Source organism: Bradyrhizobium sp. CCBAU 51745, assembly GCF_028128715.1.
Classification (GTDB): domain Bacteria; phylum Pseudomonadota; class Alphaproteobacteria; order Rhizobiales; family Xanthobacteraceae; genus Bradyrhizobium; species Bradyrhizobium manausense.
Window position 1 is genome coordinate 1 of sequence record NZ_LBJP01000090.1, and the last position, 24,109, is coordinate 24,109.

General features: G+C 64.8%; 19 protein-coding genes. 2 read left to right on the forward strand and 17 right to left on the reverse strand.

Going from position 1 to position 24,109, the window contains the following annotated elements:
• The 5 genes from XH98_RS31505 to XH98_RS31525 form a co-directional block, all read right to left on the reverse strand.
• On the reverse strand, positions 1-2,354 hold a 2,354-nt coding region (locus XH98_RS31505; protein WP_271620949.1), incomplete at its 3' end, for a caspase family protein.
• A gap of 153 nt (positions 2,355-2,507) precedes the next feature.
• The gene (locus tag XH98_RS31510) at positions 2,508-3,248 is read right to left on the reverse strand and encodes a carbonic anhydrase (RefSeq protein ID WP_271620950.1); all 741 of its coding nucleotides are present in this window, start codon (positions 3,246-3,248) and stop codon (positions 2,508-2,510) included.
• A 129-nt stretch (positions 3,249-3,377) separates the two neighbouring features.
• Entirely contained in the window at positions 3,378-6,881 is a 3,504-nt protein-coding gene (gene dnaE, locus XH98_RS31515) for a DNA polymerase III subunit alpha (protein ID WP_271600577.1), read from the reverse strand.
• A gap of 464 nt (positions 6,882-7,345) precedes the next feature.
• On the reverse strand, positions 7,346-8,065 hold the full coding sequence (locus XH98_RS31520; protein ID WP_271600576.1) for an outer membrane protein: 720 nt from the start codon (positions 8,063-8,065) through the stop codon (positions 7,346-7,348).
• Between the two features lie 352 nt (positions 8,066-8,417).
• Positions 8,418-9,236 (reverse strand): transglutaminase domain-containing protein, encoded by an 819-nt coding sequence (locus tag XH98_RS31525; RefSeq protein WP_271600575.1) that lies wholly within the window; start codon positions 9,234-9,236, stop codon positions 8,418-8,420.
• A gap of 284 nt (positions 9,237-9,520) precedes the next feature.
• On the opposite strand from XH98_RS31525, the gene XH98_RS31530 reads away from it, so the two are divergent.
• The gene (locus XH98_RS31530; RefSeq protein ID WP_271620951.1) at positions 9,521-10,783 is read left to right on the forward strand and encodes a hypothetical protein; all 1,263 of its coding nucleotides are present in this window, start codon (positions 9,521-9,523) and stop codon (positions 10,781-10,783) included.
• Positions 10,784-10,797: 14 nt separating this feature from the next.
• On the opposite strand, the gene XH98_RS31535 is transcribed toward XH98_RS31530, so the two are convergent.
• From XH98_RS31535 to XH98_RS31560, 6 genes are all read right to left on the reverse strand, one after another.
• The gene (locus tag XH98_RS31535; RefSeq protein WP_271600573.1) at positions 10,798-11,730 is read right to left on the reverse strand and encodes a dihydrodipicolinate synthase family protein; all 933 of its coding nucleotides are present in this window, start codon (positions 11,728-11,730) and stop codon (positions 10,798-10,800) included.
• Positions 11,731-11,829: 99 nt separating this feature from the next.
• A complete protein-coding gene (locus XH98_RS31540; RefSeq protein ID WP_271600572.1) occupies positions 11,830-12,687 on the reverse strand; it encodes a DMT family transporter in 858 nt (285 codons plus the stop codon).
• Positions 12,688-12,757: 70 nt separating this feature from the next.
• The gene (locus XH98_RS31545; protein ID WP_271600571.1) at positions 12,758-13,318 is read right to left on the reverse strand and encodes a TetR/AcrR family transcriptional regulator; all 561 of its coding nucleotides are present in this window, start codon (positions 13,316-13,318) and stop codon (positions 12,758-12,760) included.
• A 149-nt stretch (positions 13,319-13,467) separates the two neighbouring features.
• The gene (locus XH98_RS31550) at positions 13,468-14,634 is read right to left on the reverse strand and encodes a serine hydrolase domain-containing protein (protein ID WP_271600570.1); all 1,167 of its coding nucleotides are present in this window, start codon (positions 14,632-14,634) and stop codon (positions 13,468-13,470) included.
• Between the two features lie 171 nt (positions 14,635-14,805).
• On the reverse strand, positions 14,806-15,579 hold the full coding sequence (locus XH98_RS31555) for a helix-turn-helix transcriptional regulator (protein WP_271600569.1): 774 nt from the start codon (positions 15,577-15,579) through the stop codon (positions 14,806-14,808).
• A 210-nt stretch (positions 15,580-15,789) separates the two neighbouring features.
• A complete protein-coding gene (locus XH98_RS31560; protein ID WP_271600568.1) occupies positions 15,790-16,161 on the reverse strand; it encodes a hypothetical protein in 372 nt (123 codons plus the stop codon).
• A 562-nt stretch (positions 16,162-16,723) separates the two neighbouring features.
• Here XH98_RS31560 and XH98_RS31565 point away from each other — a divergent pair.
• Complete coding sequence (locus XH98_RS31565; RefSeq protein WP_271620952.1) at positions 16,724-17,803, forward strand: quinone oxidoreductase family protein; 1,080 nt, start codon at positions 16,724-16,726, stop codon at positions 17,801-17,803.
• A gap of 130 nt (positions 17,804-17,933) precedes the next feature.
• Here the strand turns inward: XH98_RS31565 and XH98_RS31570 are convergent, their stop codons facing one another.
• The 6 genes from XH98_RS31570 to XH98_RS31595 form a co-directional block, all read right to left on the reverse strand.
• Complete coding sequence (locus XH98_RS31570) at positions 17,934-18,638, reverse strand: ABC transporter ATP-binding protein (RefSeq protein ID WP_271600566.1); 705 nt, start codon at positions 18,636-18,638, stop codon at positions 17,934-17,936.
• 7 nt (positions 18,639-18,645) lie between these two features.
• Positions 18,646-19,926 (reverse strand): lipoprotein-releasing ABC transporter permease subunit, encoded by a 1,281-nt coding sequence (locus XH98_RS31575; RefSeq protein ID WP_057756098.1) that lies wholly within the window; start codon positions 19,924-19,926, stop codon positions 18,646-18,648.
• A gap of 73 nt (positions 19,927-19,999) precedes the next feature.
• Positions 20,000-21,319, reverse strand: a complete 1,320-nt coding sequence (gene proS, locus XH98_RS31580) for a proline--tRNA ligase (RefSeq protein ID WP_057756103.1) — start codon at positions 21,317-21,319, stop codon at positions 20,000-20,002.
• Between the two features lie 147 nt (positions 21,320-21,466).
• Positions 21,467-23,029 carry a copper resistance CopC/CopD family protein gene (locus XH98_RS31585; protein WP_271620953.1) on the reverse strand — a complete coding sequence of 521 codons (1,563 nt, stop codon included), beginning with the start codon at positions 23,027-23,029 and terminating at the stop codon, positions 21,467-21,469.
• Positions 23,029-23,547: a YcnI family copper-binding membrane protein gene (locus XH98_RS31590; protein ID WP_271620954.1), complete on the reverse strand. Its 519-nt coding sequence runs from the start codon at positions 23,545-23,547 to the stop codon at positions 23,029-23,031. Before XH98_RS31590 ends, XH98_RS31585 begins: the two co-directional genes overlap by 1 nt.
• A 31-nt stretch (positions 23,548-23,578) precedes the next feature.
• The gene (locus XH98_RS31595; RefSeq protein ID WP_442868664.1) at positions 23,579-24,097 is read right to left on the reverse strand and encodes a copper chaperone PCu(A)C; all 519 of its coding nucleotides are present in this window, start codon (positions 24,095-24,097) and stop codon (positions 23,579-23,581) included.
• Positions 24,098-24,109 lie beyond the last annotated feature (12 nt).

The following is a 24,109-nucleotide window of genomic DNA, read 5'->3' on the forward strand; positions in this document are numbered from 1 at the left end:
AGCGCCTGCGGGTGCGGCGCTTGCGGCGGCGGCGTCCGCGTGACCTGCGCGGGCGACGGCGTTGCAGGCCGCAGCCCCTGCGGCTTGATCGGCTCCCGCGCCGCGACTGGCGGCGAAGTCGGCGACGCCGGGGACGTCGGTTTCCCGTTGGTCACGGTGGTCGTGGTCACGGCCGGGTTCGTCGCGGTCGCCGCCGGCTTGCCTGGCGGGGTCGTGGTCGGCGGCGTCACCGCCGGCTCATGCGCCAGTGATTTGGCATGCGGGTCCGGCGCGCCCGTCGGCGGTGTTTGTGCCACGGGCGGCTTGGAGGCCGGCGTGGTTGCGGCGTTGGCCGGGGCGGTCGTGGTGGCAGGCGCGGTTGCCGTATTGGGATGGCCCTGCTGCTGGCCATTGGCGGGTGCATTTGCCGTGGGCGCCAGCTTGCCGTTGGGGGCCTGCGTTGCGCCGGCAGGTGCGGCCGGCGTGGTTGCGGCGCCGGCCGGGGCGGTCGTGGTCGCCGTATTGGGATGGCCCTGAGGCTGACCGCTGGCGGGCGCTGCGGCCGTCGGCGCCAGTTTGCCGTTGGGGACCTGTGCCGCACCGGCCGGCGCAGCCGGCGTGTTCTGCGTCCCCGGAACAGGAAGCGCATGACCGGCCGGCGGAGATGCCGGCGGCGCCGCTCCGGTCGGCGTCCCGGTCCCTGATGGCGTCGCGTGCACCTGCATCACCTTCATCGCCGCCGGCTTTGCCGTGGGGTTGCTGACCAGCGCCTGCTGGCTCGGCGTGAGTCGCTGGGTCGGATTGGCCTGGATCTGTTGCGCCTGCTGCTGCACGACCTTCGGCACCTGCGTCATCCCGCTCGGGCGCCCTGGGCCATTGGCGGCAACAGCTGCGGCTGCAGCGGCATTGCCGGCCGGCGGCGGCGCCGGCGGCTGGTTGATCACGGTGTTGATGACCGTGGTGTTATGGATGTTGTTGACGATGATGTTGTTCGGCGGCGGCGCGACATAGGCCGGCGGATTGTAGAACGCCGGGATCGGCACGAAGACCGGCTGCGGCAGCACGAACAGGCCGACCACCGGCAGCGGCGGCGGCAGCACCACGAAATCAGGCGGCGGCGGCGGGCAGAAATAGACCGGCGGCGGCGGCGGCGGCACGAAGTCGAACACGGGATCGCTGAAATACAGCACCGGACGATCGACATAGACGACCTCCTCCGGCGGCGGCGGCGGCACGTCGTAATCCATCATCGCGAAAGTCGGCGGCGGCTCGATCGGCGCGGTCAGGATCGCAAGCCTGCGCCGTGCATCGCCCGCATGCGGCCCGCGCGGATAGCGGCGCAGATACGACCAATAGGCGTCCGGCGTGTCGGCGCGGTAGGTCCGCCGCCAGGTGATCGCCTCACGGCGCGCCGCGACGATCGCCATCACGCGCTTGGCCAGGGGATCGCCGGGATAGGCGGCGAGAAAATCCTCATAGGCCGGCAGCGTGTCGCGCTCGAGCGCGGCGGCATAGGCGTCCTGCACGCCGAGTTCGCGGATCGGCTTGTTGCGGACCGCGGCGACCTGGTCGGGCGCGGCCGCCGGCGGCGCATCGGGCGCGCGCTCGAAGAAGGTGAATTGTGCGGAGATCTTGTGGTCGTCCCACGGCACCTGCGCGCCTTTCGAGGCCTCGTTGACGCGCAGGCGGACGCGGTCGAATACCTCGGGCAACGACAGGCCGCCGGTCCGGATCATCTCGGCGAGCGACTGCGCATAGATGCCGTAGGGTCCCGGCTCCTCGGGGGCCACCGTGCCTGGCGCCGCATTGAAGGCGATCAGCATGTTCGGATCCGGCTCGACCAGCGCAAGGCCGCTCGCGATCGGCTGCTGGCCCCCCTCGACGAAGGGCTGCGCGCGCGCGGCATCGAGCACGATGATGTTGGCCTTGAGCGGGACGGCGGCGAGCTGGCGGGCATAGTCGCTGATGCGCAGCGCCTCGGTCGGAATGTCGGTGTCCCGCGTGATGTTGGAATCAACAGGGATGAAATAGTTCTCGCCGGCCAGCTGCACCCCATAGCCGGACAGATAGATCATCGCGACGGTGCCGGGTCCGGAGGCCTGCGCCTTCTGGATGAAATCGCGCAGGCTCTTGCGCAGCGTGTCGCCGTCGAGATCGCGCGCGCCGACCACGTCGAAGCCCGCGGCCTGCAGCGTTTGCGCGATCAGGCCGCCGTCATTGGCGGCGGTTGCCAGCGGCGACTTGGAATAAGCGCCGTTGCCGACCACGAGCGCGATGCGCTTTTCCTGCTGCTGGGCGCACGCCGGAGCAATCACGCCTGCAACGAAGAGGATTGGTAGAAGGAAGCAAAGGAAGGCCTTGTGTGTCCCGCGCATGGCTTGCTCGCCCGTTATTGTTGTTGAGTGTCCACCACGCATGAGACGCGCGGCCGGCTGAACGGCAGTTGAACGAAAGGCTCGGATTGAGGCGGCGGCATGGCATCGGCCAGTCGCGTCAGCTCCGCGTAAGCTTCCGCCTTTGCGTCTGCCCTAGCCTTGCGCGATCAGATCCACTGTTCCCGTCGAGAGCCGGTAGATGCCCCCGGCGATCTTCAGCTTGCCCTGCTCCACGGCCCCGTTGAGAATCGGCGCCGCAGCCTTCAGCTTCGCGACATTGTCGATCACGTTCTGGCGGATCGCCTTGTCGAGCGCGTCCCCGCCCTGTTGCATCGCGCTCTTCGCAGCCGGCGCAATTGCATCGACCAGAGAGGGGATATGTCCCGGCGGCGGCTTGTCGTCCTTGAGCGCCTTCAGCGTTGCATCGACCGCACCGCAGGCGTCATGGCCGAGCACGAGGATCAGCGGGGCGTTGAGCACCGCGACCGCGTATTCCATGCTGGCAACGGTCTCGGTGCCGGCAAAATTGCCGGCGACGCGGCAGACGAAGAGATCGCCGCGTCCGGTGTCGAAGGCGTATTCCGGCGCGATGCGCGAGTCCGCGCAGCTCAGCACCGCCGCGAACGGATTCTGCCCGCCCGCCAGCGCCTCGCGCTCGTGCTTGAAATCATGGCGCCGCGTCACGCCGTCGACGTAGCGCGCATTGCCGTCCATCAGCCGCTTCAGCGCCGCGTCCGGCGACAGCACGTTCTGCGGCTTGGGCGGCGCCTTGGTCTCCTTGGCGAAGGCGCGGCCACTGAAGGCGGTGCCAAGCGCGGCAGCCGCCAGCAGCATCGCCGATCGCCGCGACGGCGCGAATTTGTCCCGCATGGCTCCAGAGCATTGGTCGCACATGTCCCGCTCCTCCCGGCGCAACGGACGTGCCCTTATAAATGAGCACCATCGCAATCATGATAGCGCAGATTGAACAACGAAACTACCGCATCCACGGCGTTGCACGCCGCGGACATATCGCGACCGGAGCTAGATCTGCTGCACGTCCACCACGCCGGCGACGGCCTTGATGGCGCCGGCGATCTGCGGCGAGACCTTGAAGCGGCCGGGCAGCTTCATCTCGACCTCGGTCTCGAGGTCGAGCATCATCACCAGCGAGACCTCGCCGTCGCCATTTCCGCGCGGCGCGATGCCGGGGCTGCCGATTTTCGGCGCGGCGCCGTTTGCGCCAGCCGCCTCGGGGCCGGCCAGGCGCTTGGCGATCGAGTCGAGCGGCTTGGTGTCACGCACGAAGATGCGCAGGCCCTTCTGCGTCTTGGCGGCGGCGTCATCGAGCGGTTCGGCATGCAGCACGCGGGCGCGGACGTCCTCGCCCTGGAGTTCGGCGCCGAGTTGGAGCAGCACGGCGGCGCCCGGCTCCAGCATGTCGCGATATTGCGCGAGGCCCTCGGAGAACAGCACCGCCTCGAAATGACCGGTGGGATCGGACAACCCCATGATGCCCATCTTGTTGCCGGTCTTGGTGCGCCGCTCCATGCGCGACACCACTGTCGCCGCGACCTTGCCGGCGGTGGCGCCGGTCTTCACCGCGCGGGAGAACTCGGCCCACGACTGCACCCGCAGCCGCTTCAGCACGGTGGCGTAATCGTCGAGCGGATGGCCCGACAGGAAGAAGCCGACGGCATCGTATTCGCGGCGGAGTTTTTCGGCCGGCAGCCACGGCTCGATCTGCGGCAGCATGATGGTCGGCGCGTCCGCCGCCATGCCGAACATGTCGTTCTGGCCGCTGGTCTCGGCCTGATGCGCGCGCTGGCAGGCGGCCAGGATCGAATCCGCGCCGGCGAACACGCGGGCGCGGTTGGGTTCCAGCGTGTCGAACGCGCCGGCGGCGGCGAGGCTCTCGATGATGCGCTTGTTGATCGCACGCGGATTGACGCGCGCGGCGAAGTCGGCGAGCGAGGTGAACAGCCCGCGCTTGGTGCGCTCCTCGATGATCTGCTCGATCGCCTGGATGCCGACGCCCTTCAGCGCTGCAAGCGCGTAGTAGATCGTCTTCTCGCCGACCTCGAAGGTCGCACCCGAGCGGTTGATGTTCGGCGGCTCGACCTTGATGCCGAGGCGCTGCGCCTCGGAGCGGAATTCGGAGAGCTTGTCGGTGTTGTTGAGATCGAGCGTCATCGACGCTGCGATGAACTCGACCGGATAATGCGCCTTCATATAGGCGGTGTGGTAGGACACCAGCGCGTAGGCCGCCGCGTGGCTCTTGTTGAAGCCGTAATCGGCGAACTTGGCGAGCAGCTCGAAGATGGTCTCGGCCTGTCCCTTCGGCACGCCGTTCTTCACCGCGCCCGCGACGAAGATGTCGCGCTGCTTGTCCATCTCGGCGCGGATCTTCTTGCCCATGGCGCGGCGGAGCAGATCGGCGTCGCCGAGCGAATAGCCCGACATCACCTGCGCGATCTGCATCACCTGTTCCTGGTAGATGATGACGCCGAACGTCTCCTTCAGGATCGGCTCGAGCACGGGATGCAGATATTCCGGTTCTTCGTCGCCGTGCTTGCGCGCGCAATAGGTCGGGATGTTCGCCATCGGGCCCGGTCGATACAGCGCGACCAGCGCGATGATGTCCTCGAAACGGTCGGGCCGCATGTCGACCAGCGCGCGCCGCATGCCCTGGCTTTCAACCTGGAACACGCCGACCACCTCGCCGCGCGCCAGCATCTGATAGCTCTCGGCATCGTCGATCGGTAGCGTGGCAAGATCGACATGGATGCCGCGCGGCTTGAGCAGCTTGCAGGCGACGTCGAGCACGGTCAGCGTCTTCAGACCGAGGAAGTCGAACTTCACGAGGCCCGCCGGCTCGACCCATTTCATGTTGAACTGGGTCACCGGCATGTCGGATTTGGGATCGCGGTAGAGCGGCACCAGCTCGCTCAACGGGCGATCGCCGATCACGATGCCGGCCGCGTGGGTCGAGGCGTGCCGCGTCAGGCCTTCGAGGCGCTGGGCAATATCGAAGGCACGCGCCACGATCGGATCTTCATCGCGGAAGGCCTGCAGCTTCGGCTCGCTCTCGATCGCGGCCGCCAGGGTCACCGGCGCCGCCGGATTCTGCGGCACCAGCTTGGTCAGCTTGTCGACCTGGCCATAGGGCATCTGCAGCACGCGGCCGACGTCGCGCAGCACGCCGCGCGCCTGCAGCGTACCGAAGGTGATAATCTGCGCGACCTGGTCGCGGCCGTAGCGTTCCTGGACGTACTTGATCACCTCGCCGCGGCGATCCTGGCAAAAGTCGATGTCGAAGTCCGGCATCGAGACGCGCTCGGGATTGAGGAAGCGCTCGAACAGCAGCCCGAACTTGATCGGATCGAGGTCGGTGATGGTCAGCGCCCAGGCGACCAGCGAGCCGGCGCCGGAGCCACGGCCCGGCCCGACCGGAATGCCCTGGCTCTTCGCCCATTTGATGAAGTCCGACACGATCAGGAAGTAGCCCGCGTATTTCATGCGCATGATGACGTCGAGCTCGAACGCCAGTCGCTTGTTGTAGTCTTCCTGCGTGGTCCCCTGCGACAGGCCGTGCACGCGTAGGCGATTGGCAAGCCCCTCCTCCGCCTGCCGTTTCAATTCGGCCGCCTCGACCGCGGCCGCATCGGTGCTGCCGGCGGCGCCAACGGTGAAGAACGGCAGGATCGGCTTGCGCGTCAGGGGGCGGAACGAGCAGCGCTCGGCGATCTCGACGGTGGATGCCAGCGCTTCCGGAATGTCGGCGAACAGGACCGCCATCTCGGCGCGGGTCTTGAAGCGATGGTCTGGCGTGAGCTGCTCGCGCTCGGTCTCGGCGATCAGCCGGCCGCCGGCGATGCAGAGCAGTGCGTCATGCGCCTCGTAATCGTCGGTCGAGGCGAAATACGGCTCGTTGGTCGCGACCAGCGGCAGGCCCTTGCCATAGGCGAGGTCGATCAGGGCGCTCTCGATCCGCCGCTCCTTGTCGATGTTGTGACGCTGCAATTCGACATAGAGGCGATCGCCGAACAGGCCGGCGAGACGCTCGCAGCGCGCGGCCGCAACCTCGGCCTGGCCGCTCGCGAGCGCCAGCGAGATCGGTCCGTCAGGGCCGCCGGTCAGCGCGATCAGGCCTTCGGTCTCGCCGTCGAACCAGTCGAACTTGATGAACGGCGCGTGGCTGTCGGGCGATTCGAGGAAGGCGCGCGAGTTCAGCCGCATCAGGCTGCGATAACCGCGCTCTTGGGCGGCCAGCAGCACCACGCGCGAGGGCGGCAGCGCGTTGCGCGCGTTGGGATCCTGGTCGCCGAAATCGATTGCGAGTTCCAGGCCAACAATCGGCTGGATGCCGTAACCGGCCATCTTGTCGGAGAATTCGAGCGCACCGAACAGATTGTCGGTGTCGGTCAGCGCCAGCGCCGGCTGGTGGTCCTTCTTGGCGAGCTCGCCGAGCTTGGCGATCTTGATCGAGCCCTTGAGCAGCGAATAGGCCGAGTGAACGTGAAGGTGGACAAATCCGGCGCTCGGCATGGTCGGGTAACGGCCTCTTGCAGATGGGATGGAGCGGTCGCCGGCATCGGGATCATCATCCACTCGCCATTGGAGTACCCTTGCCGACTCGCCTCACAATGGTGGGGGCTCGCCGCGCCAGAGTCCACGCTGTAGCTGCCGCTTCGCCGCCTCATCCCGCTTTTCCCCAAGGGGGTCAGCCAGAGGACCCGCCGGCTAAAGCTGCGGAATGACCTGGGCCCAGATCGCGATCATCCCGACGAACAGCGCGATCGACGTCAGTGCAGCGGCTTCTTCCACGAAAATCCTGAACATGGCTTGCTCCATCACCAGAACGTATGAGGAACATTGTTCTCATTTCGTTCTCGGGAGTCAAGCCAACTCAGCCCCCTCGCAGCGAAATGGTTAACTCGCTGAATTCGCGCAATAAAAAGCCCCGGCGCAAGGCCGGGGCTTTCGACGTCATCTTTCCAGAGCGACTATTCTCAGTACCTGCCGATAACAGGGCCGCCGAACTTGTAGTTCAGGCGGACGAGGCCCATGTCGACGTCCTGCTTGATGCTGTCGGTCTTCAGGCCGGCGAAAGTGACGTCCTTGTCCGCCAGGAAGATGTGGTTGTACTCCACACCCACCGACCAGTTCGGCGCAAAGCCGAACTCGAGGCCGGCGCCGACCGTGCCGCCCCAGCGGGTGTCGCTGTTCGAGGCGAGCAGACCACCGGTCGCGGTGCTGAACACTTCGTTCTTGACGCCGACGACGGCCGCGCCGCCCTTGGCGTAGACGAGCACGTTGTTCCAGGCGTAACCGACCTGACCGGTGATCAGACCGAACGAGTCGATCTTGGTGCGGTTGCGCTGAGCGAGCAGCGCGCTGGTGTTGTCGCCGGTGAAGTCAGCCCAGTTGCCTTGGCCTTCGAGGCCGAACACCCACTGGCCGGACTGCACGCGATAGCCGACCTGGCCACCGACCGTACCGCCGGTCGCATCGTGCGAGCCTTCGCGACCGACGCCGGTCAGATCCCAGGTCGAATGACCCGAAGCGCCACCGCCGTTGATGCCGATATAGAAGCCGCTCCAGTCATAGACCGTGGCGATCATCGCCGGCGCCTTGGTGTAAGGACGCGCAGCGAGGTCAGCAGCCAGCGCCGGCGCGGCCGCGGTGATCGCGACAAGGCTCACAGCAGCGAGCAACAAATTCTTGTTCATTTGAATCCCGTTCCAGTTTCGTCGTTAGGCCCCCCGGCCTTGGCGTCCTCATAACAATGATCGACGAAATTGCTGTAACCTCGACGCAACAGTTCGCGCCAAAGGGCCCGGCTTCATTAACGAGTGTTTAGCAGCGCGTGCGCGGAAACCCTTTGAAACAAGAGTATTCAGCGATTCCAACGTCGACACCCGCCTTGCATCGGAATCCCGCGTAACGAGGTCGCACGCACGATTCCGTGAATTGGAAAAGCGACGAGCATTTTCTCTCCGCATTGCCGCCACATTCTCGCGCGCGTTCGCCACATTTGCATTCGCCGCGCGCGTGCAGGCGCGGTCTCGGGATGCACTGCTCTTATTGCCAAGGTGGAATACTCAAGGACGGCGCGATCTCGACCGCCCTCTCCTCGCCTCGCTGCGCCAGATCATCACAGCGCAACAAAGCGGCTTCATCCAACCAAAGATGCGGATCGCGCGCCGTGCGCCAGGTGTCCCATTGCGAGGTCTCACGCTTGGCGAGCGCGAGCAGATCACGCGCAAGGTTCACCTGAGCAAAGAACAGACCGGTCGTCGTCCCGTGCCCCAGATGCTCGGGATTCATCGCGCCGGATCGGCATCGTTTCCAAGCCTCGATGCCGGTGATGAACGCCGTGCGCGGCACGTCGGTTGGCTCGAAATCGATTTCGAGACCTTTGCGATGCGCCTCGTCGATCTCGGCATCGACCAGAACCCACCGTTGCTGGTCCCGCGCCCGATATTCGCACACCCAGTGATCGTGATAGGGGTGCCCGGCAAAGTACGTTGCGAAACCGCAGCGGACGCGGGCGGGCACGCTATGCTGACGCAGAATCGCGCACAGCATCAGCGCGAAGTCCCGGCACGTCGCCAAGGCGCGGCACTCTCCTTGTCTTTCATACGTCAGCGGGCGCGGATCGATGGCCAAAAGCTGATCCAGACGTTCGGACACCGGCAACGTAGCACGGCTCTGGCCGGCAAACGCGGCAGTGTCAAAACCCTGTCTCTCGATCCAGGCCTCGTGGATCAGCAGCCCCTGCAAGATGCGGCACCACGCCGGAACATCTGGCGGCAAGCTACTGATCAACCCGCCATGAGCACGGGGGTCGCTGAGCGCACTGTGGTGGGCGTAATAGTTGAAAGGGGCAGGTTCACGCATCAAGCACCTACTTGAAGAGAGCAGCTCGGTCCGAGACGGCCGGAGCGGCCGCGAGCGCGACCACCACCCAGCCAAGCCGCTCGAACCAGACATTGCTCACTGGTCGGATTCCGCCCTCTAAATTCTCCAAACTCTCGATTGCCATGAATGCACTTTCGATCGCCAATTTCGGCCTCTGGCAGAATAGGCTCACAGCGCTCCTTCACGCTACTAAAAGTTGTGATTGCGCTGGTCACCGTATAACATCACACTTGTAACCTACCCTTGCATGGTCCCCGCATTTCATGCTTGCCCGCATTCTGCTTCTCGCCGCCTTGCTGACCTTCCCCGGCGCATTGCACGCAGAGCAGACGGCAACCGAGAAAGCCGGGTTTGCCCCCAGTTTGACGATCTATCTTGCCAAGGGGCCACCCGGCGCGTGCGGGCCGGGCTGCGATCGCTGGATCGCCATCGAGGGCGAGATCGACGCAAATGCGGCCTCGCGCGTTCGCCGCTTCCTCGCCGCCGTCAAGGACACGCAGCGCCCGATCTACCTGCATTCGCCCGGCGGCAATGTGGAGCAGTCCTATGTCATCGGACGGCTGCTGCGCAGCCGCAAGGCGGTCGCTCGCGTGGGCCAGACGATCGCATCGGCATGTGCCGCAGGCACGCAGGTCAACGCGGCCTGCCTGAAGGCGAAGAACGCAGGCGACGAGATCGAGGCCGATCTCACCACCTATCGTGCGATGTGCAACTCGGCCTGTGCTTACGTGTTTCTCGGCGCGACATCGCGCGAAGTGGCGCCCGACGCTGCGCTGGCGGTGCATAATTCCAGGCTCGTCTTCGCGATTCACGGCCATCCGCCAGAGGCGCTGGTCGCTGAATTCAGGCGGCGTCAGACCGCAAGCGCCGACCACCAGCGCGCGGCCTATATCGCGGCGATGGGCATCAGCCGCGAGCTTGACGATTTAATTCGCACCGTGAAGTTCGAAAACCTGCACGTGCTGACGCGCGCCGAGCTCGACAGGTTCGGCGTCGATACGCGTCCCGTTGCCGAGACGATGTGGCGGCTGGTGAAGGGAGGGCGGCCCTATATCAGCAAGTTCGCGACGCTCAGAGGCGATAACGGTCCGTCGTTCCGAACCATGGAATGGCGCCTGTACTGCGACAGCAAAAATCGCGTGCCGCTGATGTTCGCGGCCGAGATCGACGAGGCGGCGAGCGGCCAGCACATCGTCATGATGACGGCGGACGCAGCGCCCACCGAGGAAGCCGGAGGACGTCCGGTGCGGTCAGGCAAATACGAAATGTGGAGCGGCTCGCTCGATTTCGGCACGTTCAGGGCGATCATGGCGTCCCGCTCCCTGCATGTCCGGGAGACCACGCAGAAGCCGGACCAAACGGCAGACACGACCAAGTTCGACATCGACGCCACGGGCCTGCCTTCGGCCTGGACGCAACTTTCGGAATCCTGCCCGCCGCCGGCGACGTCCGCCCCGAGAGGCCCGTGGCCGGCAATCCCCCAACCGAAGGTCGATGCGACGCCTTCCGCGGCGCCGTCGCCGTAAGCTCGAGGTCTTGCTCAGCCTGCCGCCGCGATCCTCGCGCGGAACGCCTGCTGTCCCTCGACGATCTTGTCGATCAGCGCATCCAGCGCCCAGAACCGCTCGCGGATATCGAAATCCACCGCCCTGCTCTCGATGCAGGAAAAGGTGCCGAGCCGCTGGTGATAGAGCTTTGCCAGTTTGGGATAGCCCATCGGCTCCGCCATCGCGGCGAGCGCCAGATACACCGAAAGCTCGTTCGCCAGCTGAGGATGCTTCTGGTGCTGCGTCAGCAGCCATTTGTAGAGATCGGGATGGAAGTTCGTGAACACGCCGGTGAAGCCGGGAGCGCCTGACTTCATCGCGTCGAAGGCGATCGCCGCATTGGCGTTGACGATGGTCAGTGGCGAGCCGCTGACCAGCCTGACGCGGCGCTGCACGGTCGGCAGGTCACAGGAGACGTCCTTGAGGACGGCAAAGCGGCCGCTGTCCGCACAAAAGGCCAGCTCGTCGTCGGAGAGCAGCCGGCGGAATGGCGCCGGGCATTCATAGAGGCCAAGCGTCATCTCCTTGGGCAGCCGTTCGAGCAGCCAGGTCAGATTGTCGGTGAAATCAGTCCCGGCCTGATCGCGCGAGGCAAGACGGTTCGTCACCAGCACCAAGCCGTCGACACCGGTCTTCGCGATCGACGTTAGCTCCGTAAGCTGGTCCTCCCTGGAGGCGCTGATATGGCCGGAGGCGATGACCGGAAGCCGGCCGGCCGCGGTCTTGGCGACGAACCGCGCCAGCGCGATGCGCTCGTCCAGCGTCAGGAACTGCATCTCGCTCGACTGCGCGACCGCGAACAGCGCATCGGCACCGCCTGCGATATACCATTCGATCAGCCGTTCGAGGCCGGAAAAATCGATCGTGTTCGCTTCGGTGAACGGCGTCAGCATCACGGGAATGATGCCCTTGAGGGCGATGGTCACGGGCGGGCTCCAAACAGCATCCGACGATGCCGACGAGCCTACCCCGAAACTTCGTCGTTTCGCAAAGTGGTTCGGTGCATGGCTGCGCCCTGTCCACGCTCACGAACGAGCCGCCGCTCGCAGCTGCGTCATGGCAACACCTGATATCGCGAGCAGCCCGCCGACGACAAGCTTTGGCGTCAATTGCTCGCCGAGGAACACCACACTCGATATCAACGCGAACACCGGCAGCAGCAGGCCAAACGGCGCGACGCGGCCCATGGAGCACCGGGCGATCAGCCAGAACCAGAGGCCGAACCCGACAATCCCTCCGATGAAGATCGTGTAGGCCAACGCCAGCCAACCACGTTCATCCGCGACGACAAGGCTTGCGAGCTGTCCATGCTCAAGCAGCAAGGACATCACCAGAACCTGCGGCACCGTGAGCAGCGACGACCATCCCATCAGCATCAGGGGATCGAAGGGGCCATAGCGCTTGGTCAGGACGTTGGACACCGCGAACGCGAATGCGGCTCCGACCACGAGCAGCAGCGGAAGCGCGTTGGCCGACGGGCCGGGCCCCACAGCCAGCACGGCCACACCGGCAAACGCGATCACGACGCCGCCAGAGGTGGTGAGTGACGGCTTCTCCGCCAGCAGCGGCCAGGCCAACAGGACGGTGAACGGCGGGGCAAGCTGGTATGCGACGGCCGACAGGCTTCCCGAGCCGAGCCCAAGACCGACATAGAAGAGCCCGAAATTCAGCCCGCCGAGGAAAAGCGAAATCGCTGCAACAGGACCGAATTGTTGCCGCGTCGGCCGCCTGACGAAAGGAACGAGCAGCAGCGCGATGGCCAGGAAGCGCAGCGCCAGAAAGAAGAGCGGCGGAAACTCCGTCACGCCGACCTTGATGACCACGAACTGATAACCCCAGAGCAAGGGGACGGCCACAGCACAGACGACCTGGATGGCGGACATGGCGTCGTTACTTTCAAGACCATTCGGTCCAGATATAGGCCTGCGAGCAGCGGAAACGTCCATGGCATGTTTACCTGATGAAGCGGTCGAGCAAAGCGTCGACGGTGGCTTGCGAGATGACTCGCGTGGGTGCCGTTTTCCCGATCACCCGCATGCCCTCGACGAAACAGACGATAATTCGGGCGGCACTCGAAGGCTCGACGCCATCGGCGAGCTTGCCCGCGGCCTTCGCACGAGACAGTATATCAGCCACCCTCGCCTCCATCGCTTTGAAGAAGTTCGCGATGCGACGGTCAACCTCGGTGTCACGGCCAGCCAGTTCCATGGCTGTGGCGACCAGCAGGCATCCGCGCCGACCATTGGCGCCGCTGTTGCGCTCAACATAGCCGGCAAAGTAGGCCCGCAAGCCATCGACCGGCTCTCTATCGGGAGCAAACTCGACATCCATGCGAGCGAGGGCATCGGCAATGTAGCGATCAAGTGCACGCAGGAAGAGCGAGTGCTTGTCGCCAAAGGCGGCATAAAGGCTGCCGCGCGACAGCCTGGTCGCGCGAAGAAGATCAGGCAGCGCCGTGGCGTGGTAGCCGCGCGTCCAGAACACATTCATCGCGCGTTCGACGGCAGCTTCCATGTCGAACGTTCGGGGACGGCCACGGGGCGATGGCTCGGGGGTTTGGCGGCGCATGGCAGTATATATAGACCGAATGGTCTTAAAATGGAAGAACCACTTTTCCCGGGCAGACTTTGCTCCATGGTCAAACGCTGACGCGAGTTCCGCATTCAGACCGGAGGCGAGATCGCCTGCAAGACGTCCCTGAACACATCGTACTGCAGCTTGAAGGCTTCCGGGCTGTAATCCTGATAATATCCCGCGGTCACCGCGACGACGAGATCGAGCTCCGGGACGATGCGGATCGACTGGCCGCCTCGGCCGAGTGCGCCCATCCACGGGACCATCCGTCCATTGAGGCGAGAGCGTCCCAACCACCACAAGTATCCGTAGGATTGATAGTCATTCGCCTTGAGCTTCGTTGCCGTCGATGCCTCGATCCATGCCTTGGACACGATTTGCCGATCGTTCCAGCGGCCGCCCGCGAGGACGAGTTGGCCAATCTTCGCCATGTCGCGCGGACGCAGGCGCAATCCCCCACCGGCGTCGCTGTCGCCCTTGAACCTGCGCCACTCGAATTCAGTGATGCCCAAGGGATCGAACAGCACGCTACGCGCGAATTCATCGAGCGGACGGCCGGCGGCCTTGCGGATGATCGCCGAGAGCACCGCAAGCGCGCCGGTGTTGTAGAAGAACTCCTGCCCGGCCGGTGCGGTCACGGGAAGGCCGAGGACGTAGCGACAGGCATCCTGCGCCAGATGCATGCGCACCTCGTCGTTGTCGTCGCCCGTCGCTGGCGTCGCCTCCACCCACTTCAGGCCCAGCGACATGGTGAGCAGATGTGAGAGCAGGATGCGATCCTTGTCCGGGGACCGCAGGTCGGACAATTCGGGGAAGAAGTTGAACACCGGTTCGTCGATGCTTCGAATGAGGCCCTGGTCGATCGCGATCCCGATGACCAGCGACGCGACGCTCTTCGAGCACGATTTCAGATTATGCAGCGTATCGGCGTCGAAGCTGATGTCCTTGACGCGGACGCCGAAGAAGCGACTGGGGACCTCATCAGATCCGTTGAAGTATCGCTCGAACGCCAGCCTGCCGTGACGTGCGACCAGCACGGCATGAATGTTGGCGCCCGAGCTTTCGAGCCGATCGGCCATCCCGCACAAGGCGGCCAGGTTGATGTCGTTATCTGCGCTGGCAGACGGAACGGACCAGCCGTCCTCACGCCTCGCCGGGCCAGCACAATTGGCATGAGCGGCAGCAAACACAGGCGTCGCGCCGACCGGCGTCAGGGCTGCCCCACCAAGCAGCGACATGAATTGCCGACGTTGCATCCGGCTCTCTCTCCTGACCCATTTTTTCGATCGCCGTGCCGTCGCGCCACAGCCTGACAGCGCACGATGTATGCTACGGATTGTAACATTAATCTGCCTCAACCGCAACGATGGGTTGAGGCACCAGCGAGCGCGACCTCATGCCCGCCCCGGCGGGCCCGCCATCGAGCCTCACACCGGCGTGTAGATCACGAGCTTCAATGCCGGATCGTCGTTGGCCTGAAAACTGGTGTGCTCGAAATGCAGCACGCCCTTGGTCGGATGGGTCATGGTCTTGCGGCCCGACAAGGTGCCGTGCACCTCGTGCGCGCCCCACCATTTGACGAATTCGGGGCTGCCTTCGCGCAGGCGGGTCAGCAATTCGGCAAAGGCGGGATCGCCGGCCCAGACGTCGTGGGTGGCGCGAAACATCGCGACCATGCGCTTGGCGACGTCAGCCCAGCCTGCGCCGTAGGATTTCCGCGTCTTCTTGTTGGTCATCATCAACAGCAGCGTGTTGCGATCCTCCTCCGGCAGCCGCCCGAACGCGAAGACCTCCTCGGCGGCCTCGTTCCAGGCCAGCACGTCCCATCGCCTGCCGGTGATGTAGGCCGGATGCGGCAGGCTTTCGACCAGGCGCCGAATGGCCGGCGGCACCACCTCGCGGGTGAAGGGGCCCCTCGCACCATCGCGCGCGAGATCCCTAAGATGCGCATGCTCGGTCTTGCTCAGCCGCAACGCCCGCGCCAGCGCATCGACCGTCGTCACCGACGGGCTGACGGTGCGGCCCTGCTCGAGGCGGATGTACCAATCGACGCCGATGCCGGCGAGCTGCGCCACCTCCTCGCGCCGCAGCCCCGCCGTGCGCCGCCGCTGCCCCGCAGGAAGGCCGACGCTCTTCGGCGACAGCTTTTCGCGGCGGGAGCGGAGGAAATCGCCGAATTCGATGCGGCGGGGGTCAGCCATGGTGTGGTCCGTGATGGAGGGCTCGTGGAATACTAGGATAATACCAGGGCCCTTCGTCTCCCGCAAACTGAGCGCAGCAAAGCTGTTGGTGTTCCGCTTACTGCCGATCGCTTTACGAACTTGTCGCCCGGCGATCAGATCTACATGAAAGCCGACATACCGATCATCAATGGCATCACCGTCAACGCCGCGACATCGGGACAAAGGAAGTTATTCGAACGGAAAGAAGCGCGGCATCTCGGCTGTCGCGATGGTCGCGCCATCCTTCGCCTTGACGATGGCCTGATAGGTATAGAAACCCTGGTTGCACGGCGCGAACGTGCGGATCGATCCCGCCGGAACGATCCCGTTGGCGGGGAGCTCGGTTTCCTGACCGCCGAGTTCTCGGTTTTTCGGTCCGATCAGACGAAGCAGGACCTTCCGAGTTCCAGGAGGCGCATGCGTAATTCGGATCTCGGGATTTGGGTATAGGCTGACGCAGCCCTTCGTCCCATTGAAGGAGAAGTCTATCGTCATCCGATCTTCGGCAGAGGCGCTGGTAACACAGAAAAAAATGCTGGCCGCGCAGGCGAAAAACCTCATTGTCGACTTCCAGTTAAAGACGTGACGATAGATGGTTCCAGTCGCGACAGCAATCTATCAGTGCTGTTCCACCCCCGTCTGGCCGCTGCCTCGCTTCCTGCGTTCAGGACGAAAAAAAGCCCGCAATGATGTGCGGGCTGCGTCGCAGGAACGAGGATAGCGTCAGCTTTCGTCGTTCTGCCAGAAGGTCAGCGACGGCCTGGCGATGAAGACCAAGCCCGCGAGAGCAACGGCGGCGACAGCCACGAACGTGATTGCAGTCTCTTCCATGAATTCTCCTGCAAGGCCAGCCCTCCTGGGCAGGGATGCCGGTGCGCTGCGGCGATATCGTGGCTGCGACGTGGACTTAACGTGCCGTTTGGCTAACCGTTCCGTGACTAAGGCATGATCCGGAAAAGTCCGAAGCGGTTTCCGCCTCAGCCAGCGAACCACGCTCGTTTCAGAGGATATCGCATGGCCGCGCATCGCATGCAGGGCCACTCCAATACTAGGATAATACCAGGCCTTCTTGTCCCTTCGAGGGCGCCTTAGATGGGTATCACCCATCCCTGAGGTGAACATCATGAAAGCTGCCGTATTGAAATCCCTGGGGTCGCCGCTGGTGGTCGAGACTGCTCCGGACCCGGTGCTCGGCACCGGCGAGGTCATCGTCGACGTCGTCGCCACGCGCGTCCTGTCCTACATGAACGAGGTCTTCAGCGGGGAGCGCAATTATGCGCTCGAGCTGCCGATCATTCCGGGCCCCGGCGCCGTCGGCCGGGTGCGCACGATCGGCCCCGATGCGACCAAGCTCAGCGTCGGCGACTGGGTGTTCTGCGATCCGACGGTGCGGTCGCGCGACGATGTCGTGGCGCCCGATATCGCCCTGCAGGGGCTCACGGCGCCCGGCCCCGGCGCCATGAAGCTGCAACGGCATTTTCGCCACGGCTCGTTCGCCGAGCAGATGCGGGTGCCGACCGAGAATGTAAGGAAGCTCGGCCAGATCACGCCAGAGGAAGCCCCGCAATGGTGCGCGCTGGGGAACGCGCTGGTGCCCTATGGCGGCTTTCTCGCCGCAAAGCTTCAGCCGGGCGAGACCGTGCTGGTGAGCGGGGCCACCGGCAATTTCGGCAGCGCCGCCGTCTCGGTCGCGCTCGCGATGGGCGCGGCCTGTGTGGTGACGCCCGGCCGCAACGAGGCTGTTCTCGCCGACCTCGTCCGCCGCTTCGGCGCGCGGGTGAAGCCGGTGAGGCTGTCCGGCAACGAGGACGATGATCGCGAGGCCATGAAGCGCGCGGCGGGCGGCCCGATCGACTGCGTGCTCGACATCATGCCGCCCTCGGTCGCAACCAGCGTGGTGCGCGCGGCGGTCATGACGGTGCGCGCTTACGGCCGCGTCGCCCTGATGGGCGGCGTCGGCATGGCGGGCGGCGCGGGACTGGAGCTGCCCTACCCCTGGCTGATGCGCAACTGCATCTCCATCCATGGCGTCTGGATGTATCCGCCGGATGCGGCGGGCCGTCTGATCGCGATGGTGCGCGCGGGCCTGTTGCGGCTCGACGAATACCGGACGACGAACTTCGACCTCGACCATGTCAACGAGGCCATCGCGCATGCCGCCGCCAATGGCGGGCCGTTCAAGATGACGGTGATCCGGCCGTAAATGCCCTGCCCGCTGCGGCGATGCGCCGCCGCGGCGGATAGGCCTGACCGATCAGATAGCTGGAAGCGATCACCCCTGATGTAGCCGGCCGCGTCCGTCTACTGTGCATGGGGTTGTTTTCGCGTTTTGCCTATTCGAGCTCGATGACCTGGCCGTTCGAGAGCGACACGCGCCGGTCCATGCGGCCGGCGAGCTCCATGTTGTGGGTCGCGATCAGCATCGAGACCTTGGTCGCCTTGACCAGCTGCATCAGGGCCTGGAACACGTGATCGGCCGTGTGCGGATCGAGATTGCCGGTCGGCTCGTCCGCCAGCAGCACGCGCGGCGCATTGGCGACCGCACGCGCGATGGCGACGCGCTGCTGCTCGCCGCCCGACAGCTCGGCGGGCCGATGGGTGATGCGATCGCCGAGGCCGAGATAGCCAAGGATCTCCTTGGCGCGCTTGACGCTCTCGGACTTCTTCAGGCCGCGGATCATCTGCGGCAGCATCACATTCTCCAGCGCCGAGAATTCCGGCAGCAGCCGGTGCGACTGGTAGACGAAGCCGATATCGCTGCGGCGCAGCTGGGTGCGCTCGATGTCGGGCAGCTGCGAGGTCGGCGCGCCGTTGACATAGACCTCGCCGGAATCGGGCGCCTCGAGCAGGCCTGCAATGTGCAGCAGCGTCGACTTTCCCGACCCCGACGGCGCGACCAGCGCCACGGACTGTCCCGCCCACAGCGCCAGCTTGGCGTTGTCGAGGATCGTCAGCGCCGCTTCGCCCTGGAGGTACTGACGCCTTATCTCGTGGAGATAAATGACCGGTACATCCTCAGCCCCATGCTGCTGCTCCATCAGCCCCTCACTCGTAGCGCAGCGCTTCGACCGGATCGAGGCGCGCGGCGCGCCACGACGGGTAGAGCGTCGCCAGGAACGACAGCGTCAGCGCCATGATGACGACGGCCGTGGTCTCGCCGACGTCGATCTCGGCGGGCAGCTTCGACAGGAAGTAGAGCTCCGGCGAAAACAATTCAGTCGAGGTCAGCCAGGACAGGAATTGCCTGATCGATTCGATGTTGAGGCAGATCACGAGCCCGACGAAGAAGCCGACCAGCGTGCCGACCACGCCGATGGAGGCACCCGTGATCAGGAAGATCCGCATGACCGAGCCCTGCGAGGCGCCCATCGTCCTCAGGATCGCGATGTCGCTGCCCTTGTCCTTCACCAGCATGATCAGGCCGGAGACGATGTTGAGCGCTGCGACCAGCACGATCATGGTCAGGATCAGGAACATCACGTTGCGCTCGACCTGGAGCGCGTTGAAGAAGGTCGAGTTGCGCTGGCGCCAATCGACCAGGAACACCGGCCGGCCCGCGGCTTCCGTCACCGCTTTGCGGAAGGCGTCGATCCTGTCGGGGTTGGTGGTGAACACCTCGATCGAGGTGACGTCGCTGCTGCGGTTGAAATAGGCCTGCGCTTCGGCGAGCGGCATAAAGACGAAGCCGAGGTCGTATTCGGACATGCCGATCTCGAACACGGCGACGATCTTGTACGGCTTGATCCGCGGCGTCGTGCCCATCGGCGTCACCGCGCCTTTCGGCGCAACCAGGGTCACGCTGTCGCCGGCATGCAGCGACAGCTGGTCGGCAAGCCGCCGGCCGATCGCGACGCCCTGCCCGTCGTCAAAGCCCTCGAGCGAACCCTGCTTGATGTTCTTGGCGATGGAGGTGAGGTTGTTGAGGTCGTCGGAGCGGATGCCGCGCACCAGGACGCCCGAGGCGTTCCAGGGCGAGGAGGCCAGCGCCTGGCCGTCAACCACGGGAGCCGCGAGCCGGATGCCCTGGACCTGGCTGATGCGCTCGGCAACGTCCTTCCAGTCGGTCAGCGGCGATTCCAGCGGCTGCACCAGGATGTGGCCGTTCAGGCCGAGGATCTTGTCGAGCAGCTCTTTGCGGAAGCCGTTCATCACCGCCATCACGATGATCAGCGTGGCGACGCCCAGCATGATGCCGAGGAAGGAGAACCCGGCGATGACCGAGATGAATCCCTCCTTGCGCCGCGCCCGCAAATAGCGGGCCGAGAGCATCCACTCGAAGGGCGCGAACGGCGCAGTTTGGACGGTTTCGGTCATGGTTTCATCCATCGCTCGATAATCCCATGATTCGGGGTCAATTGTGGCCGGATTGGCGGCCGCGATATCGGGCGATGAACAATATTCAGCCGACCAGGCGCGCAACCGCGTCCGCAGGCGACATGGTCTCGCGGGCGCCGTCACTGCGCTTCTTGATCTCGACCTTGCCGTCGGCCAGCCCCTTGGGCCCGATCATGATCTGCCACGGGATTCCGATCAGGTCGGCGGCGGCGAATTTGGCGCCGGCGCGCTGGTCGGTGTCGTCGTAGAGCACGTCGACACCCTTGGCGGTCAGTTCGGCATAGAGCTTCTCGCAGGCGCCATCGACGGCCGCATCGCCTTGCTTCAGATTGAGGATCGCGACGCGGAACGGCGCCACCGCCTCCGGCCATTTGATGCCGGCATCGTCATGGCAAGCCTCGATGATCGCGCCCAGCAGGCGCGAGACGCCAACGCCGTAGGAGCCGCCATGGATCGGCACGTCGACGCCGTCGGGGCCCGCCACCATCGCCTTCATCGGCTCGGAATACTTGGTGCCGAAATAGAAGATCTGACCGACCTCGATGCCGCGGGTGTTGACGCGCTTCTCGGCCGGCACCTCCTGCTCGAAGCGGGCGGGATCATGGACGTCCTCCGTCGCGGCGTAGACCGAGGTCCATTGCTTGATGATCGGCGTCAGATCGCTGTCATAGTCGACATTCTCATCCGGCACCGGCAGGTCCAGCACGTCACGATTGATGAACACGCCGGATTCGCCGGTCTCGGCGAGCACGATGAACTCGTGACTGAGATCGCCACCGATCGGGCCGGTCTCCGCGCGCATCGGGATCGCCTTCAGCCCCATCCGCGCAAAGGTGCGCAGATAGGCGACGAACATCTTGTTGTAGGCGACGCGCGCGGCGGCCTCGTTGAGGTCGAAGGAATAGGCGTCCTTCATCAGGAATTCGCGGCCGCGCATCACGCCAAAGCGCGGTCGCTGCTCATCGCGGAATTTCCATTGAATATGATAGAGATTCAGCGGCAGGTTCTTGTAGGACTTCACGTACGCGCGGAAGATCTCCGTGATCATTTCCTCGTTGGTCGGCCCGTACAAAAGCTCGCGCTTGTGGCGGTCGGCGATGCGCAGCATCTCCGGACCGTAAGCATCGTAGCGTCCGCTCTCACGCCAGAGGTCGGCGAGCTGGAGCGTGGGCATCAACAGTTCCAGCGCGCCGGAGCGGTCCTGCTCCTCGCGCACGATCTGCTCGATCTTCTTCAGCACCCGGAAGCCAAGCGGCAGCCACGCATAGATGCCGGCGGCCTCCTGCCGGATCATGCCAGCGCGCAGCATCAGCCGATGCGAGACGATCTCCGCCTCTTTCGGATTTTCCTTCAGGATGGGCAGAAAGAACCGCGACAACCGCATGGCAATACTCTGGGAATCAGTGAGGGGTTGCAGTGAAACCGGATTGGGAGCGAAAACACAAGACCGGGAATGAGGAAAAGCCGCTAACGCGGCGGAATTCCTGTCATTTTTCCGTCGACTTCAGGTTCGACTTGAACCGCCTCGGTCTCAAGGCGGCGCGACCTCGAGGTCGTCCTCGAGCGTGACCTTCTCGAAATCGGTCACCAGCGCGTCGATCCGCACATGCCAGCGGCCGGCGAAGGGCAGCTCGACCTTGCCCACATGCCAGTAACCGTCGGGCCCGAGCTCGGCGTCGCGTTCCATCGGCTCGATGCCGCGCTCCGGCAGGCTCAGCGTCAGCGTCGCCTCCTTGGCGTTCAGCGGCGTCGCCTCGCCGGTCATGAGCTGGAGCACGAAATCGTCCATGCCGGCCTTCCCCGGGGACACCAGCACCTGAAACATCGCCTTATCGCTGTGGATGTGGATCGCCAGCGGCGTCTCCGGCACCATGGTCCGCGGCGGCGGCGTGAAGCGCCAGCCAGCGACGACGGCAAAGATGCCGAGCGCGGCCCCGCACTCCAGCAGGATGGAACATTTGAGCGCGGACGCAGCCCTGCGATCTTTCGCCAGCGCCGGCGTCCATCGGAAGCGATTGAGCGCAGCCAGTACCAACAAAGACAGAATCAGCGCCAGTTTGACCGACAGAATGAGGCCGTAAGCGGTCTCTATCAAAGCCGACGGCTTTTCGAGTTGAACGATCGCAAGCGTAAGCCCAGTCAGCGCCAGCGCTGCGACCACGGGCATGGCGATGCGCGAGAAGCGATTCAGGAGCGGTAGCAGGGCCGGCGTCGGCTTCGACACCAGCGTTACCAGCGGCGCCAACGCGCCGATCCAGAAGGCGACTGCGAGGCCATGGACGAAGATCGCCGGCCGCGTCAGCCACTCTGGCGATGCCGTCGCGGCGTGTCCGGTTATCGCGAGCGACAGGCCGACGACGGCAAACGCGATCGCGGCAAACACGCGCGCGTACCAAGCCCGGTTCAGCGCCATCAGCGCCAGCAGCATCGCCGCGATGGCGAGAAGCAAGGCGGGGCCGGCACTGGTCGCGAATGCGATGGTCCAAGGCGCCGTCGTCAGACCCGCTGGCAACGGCAGGCCAAGAAGATCCAGGCCCAGCGCGCCAAGAGATACGATCGCGCTCGGGATGCCGATGAGAAGCGCCGCGCGCGGCGTGCCCATGCCCGTCATCGACCGCGCAATCCAGCGGCCAAAGAACACGCCGCCGACGCCGACGAACAGCCCGAGATAGACACCGATCCGCGATATCAAGATCAGAGCCTTCAACAGGCCGTCGGCATTGGCCGTAGGCTGCGTGGCCGTCGGCGCACCGACGGAAAAGATCACCGATCCCGCCACAGGATGGCCGTCCTGCGAGATGACACGATAGCTCACGACCGCCGTGCCCTGCGGCAGGTCCGGCGGCATCGCAACCGAAATGCCCTCGCCCGATGCCGTGACGCGCGCATCGTCGCGCGCCCTGCCCGCGCCGTCGATCAACTGGATCGCGCCCGGGGTCACCGCCTCATTGAAGCGAAATTCCACCGCCTTCGGCGCGGTCGCCAGGATGCTGCCGCTCGCCGGCTCAACCGAAATCAACGCCGCATGCGCCGTCGCGTCGGTCACAGTGCCGACAATCGAGAGCAGCGTGACGAGCGCGGCGACGAGACGCATTACGGCTTGGGCAACAGTTTCACGCCAGGCGCCGGCGACTTGTCTTCACGCGAATGCGCGGAACCCTCGGCCGGGATTTCAATCCAACGGCTGACACCCTTCTCGCATTCCTGCACGACAGGGAAATACAGCGTGGTGTTCGGTTTCAGGCTGTCGGTGAGGAAACTGCTGGCAATGAACTCGTCGTAATTGTGATCCGGCAGCTTGCCGCCGGACCAGACAATTTCCTTCACGCCCGAGGTCAGCCTGTTGCCGTGATAGTCGTAGGCGCTGGCATACTGGCCCTCGACGATATCGACATTCCAGCCGGCCTTCGGCATCGGCTTCACGGCGATCACGCCCTCCGGAATTTGCACGCGGATCTTGACGGTCGGCGAGCCGGAACAGCCATGCGGCACGGCGAAGACGGCCTTGTAGGACGCGCCGACCGTGGCCTGCTTGCCTTCCAGATATACGTGGGCTGCCGCCGGCGATGCGACGAGCGCAGCCATCAGGATCAGCCAGGGTGCCTTCGACATGCTCTATCTCCCGGACATTGGATCGCGTCTGTCACATCTTCATTCCCGAATGGTCGGGCATCTTCTTCATCATCATGCCTCCGCCACCGGGCGCGCCGACGCCCTGGACGTCAAGCGACACGGAGACCTTGCCGGCCTTCTCGAACTCGAGCGTCACCGGCACCTTCTGGCCCTCCTTGAACGGGCCCTTCAGGTCCTGGAGCATCAGATGGCTGCCGCCGGGCGCAAGCTTCACGGTCTTGCCGGGCTCGATGACGAGGCCGTTGTCCAGCGGGCGCATCCTCATCACGCCATTGTCCATCGCCATCTCGTGGACCTCAGCCTTGCCGGCGATCTCGGCCGACACGGCGATCAGCTTGTCGGGCGCCGTCCCCTTGTTCTCGATGGTCAGGAAGCCTCCCGCGACCTTGGCGCCTCCGGGTGTTGCACGACTCCACGCCTGCGAAATGACGAGGTCACCGGCCTTCACATCGTCGGCGCTGGCGGGAGCACGCAGGGCGAGAGTGAGCAGGACGGCGCCCGCGATTGATCCGAACGAAGCTTTATTGATGTACACTTTGTG

Bases quoted from the DNA above. Each gene is read 5' to 3' on its own strand.
- XH98_RS31510 (WP_271620950.1), bottom strand. From the start codon at position 3,248: ATGTGCGACCAATGCTCTGGAGCCATGCGGGACAAATTCGCGCCGTCG.
- dnaE (WP_271600577.1), bottom strand. From the start codon at position 6,881: ATGCCGAGCGCCGGATTTGTCCACCTTCACGTTCACTCGGCCTATTCG.
- XH98_RS31520 (WP_271600576.1), bottom strand. From the start codon at position 8,065: ATGAACAAGAATTTGTTGCTCGCTGCTGTGAGCCTTGTCGCGATCACC.
- XH98_RS31525 (WP_271600575.1), bottom strand. From the start codon at position 9,236: ATGCGTGAACCTGCCCCTTTCAACTATTACGCCCACCACAGTGCGCTC.
- XH98_RS31530 (WP_271620951.1), top strand. From the start codon at position 9,521: ATGCTTGCCCGCATTCTGCTTCTCGCCGCCTTGCTGACCTTCCCCGGC.
- XH98_RS31540 (WP_271600572.1), bottom strand. From the start codon at position 12,687: ATGTCCGCCATCCAGGTCGTCTGTGCTGTGGCCGTCCCCTTGCTCTGG.
- XH98_RS31545 (WP_271600571.1), bottom strand. From the start codon at position 13,318: ATGGAAGCTGCCGTCGAACGCGCGATGAATGTGTTCTGGACGCGCGGC.
- XH98_RS31550 (WP_271600570.1), bottom strand. From the start codon at position 14,634: ATGCAACGTCGGCAATTCATGTCGCTGCTTGGTGGGGCAGCCCTGACG.
- XH98_RS31555 (WP_271600569.1), bottom strand. From the start codon at position 15,579: ATGGCTGACCCCCGCCGCATCGAATTCGGCGATTTCCTCCGCTCCCGC.
- XH98_RS31560 (WP_271600568.1), bottom strand. From the start codon at position 16,161: ATGAGGTTTTTCGCCTGCGCGGCCAGCATTTTTTTCTGTGTTACCAGC.
- XH98_RS31565 (WP_271620952.1), top strand. From the start codon at position 16,724: ATGAAAGCTGCCGTATTGAAATCCCTGGGGTCGCCGCTGGTGGTCGAG.
- XH98_RS31570 (WP_271600566.1), bottom strand. From the start codon at position 18,638: ATGGAGCAGCAGCATGGGGCTGAGGATGTACCGGTCATTTATCTCCAC.
- XH98_RS31575 (WP_057756098.1), bottom strand. From the start codon at position 19,926: ATGGATGAAACCATGACCGAAACCGTCCAAACTGCGCCGTTCGCGCCC.
- proS (WP_057756103.1), bottom strand. From the start codon at position 21,319: ATGCGGTTGTCGCGGTTCTTTCTGCCCATCCTGAAGGAAAATCCGAAA.
- XH98_RS31585 (WP_271620953.1), bottom strand. From the start codon at position 23,029: ATGCGTCTCGTCGCCGCGCTCGTCACGCTGCTCTCGATTGTCGGCACT.
- XH98_RS31590 (WP_271620954.1), bottom strand. From the start codon at position 23,547: ATGTCGAAGGCACCCTGGCTGATCCTGATGGCTGCGCTCGTCGCATCG.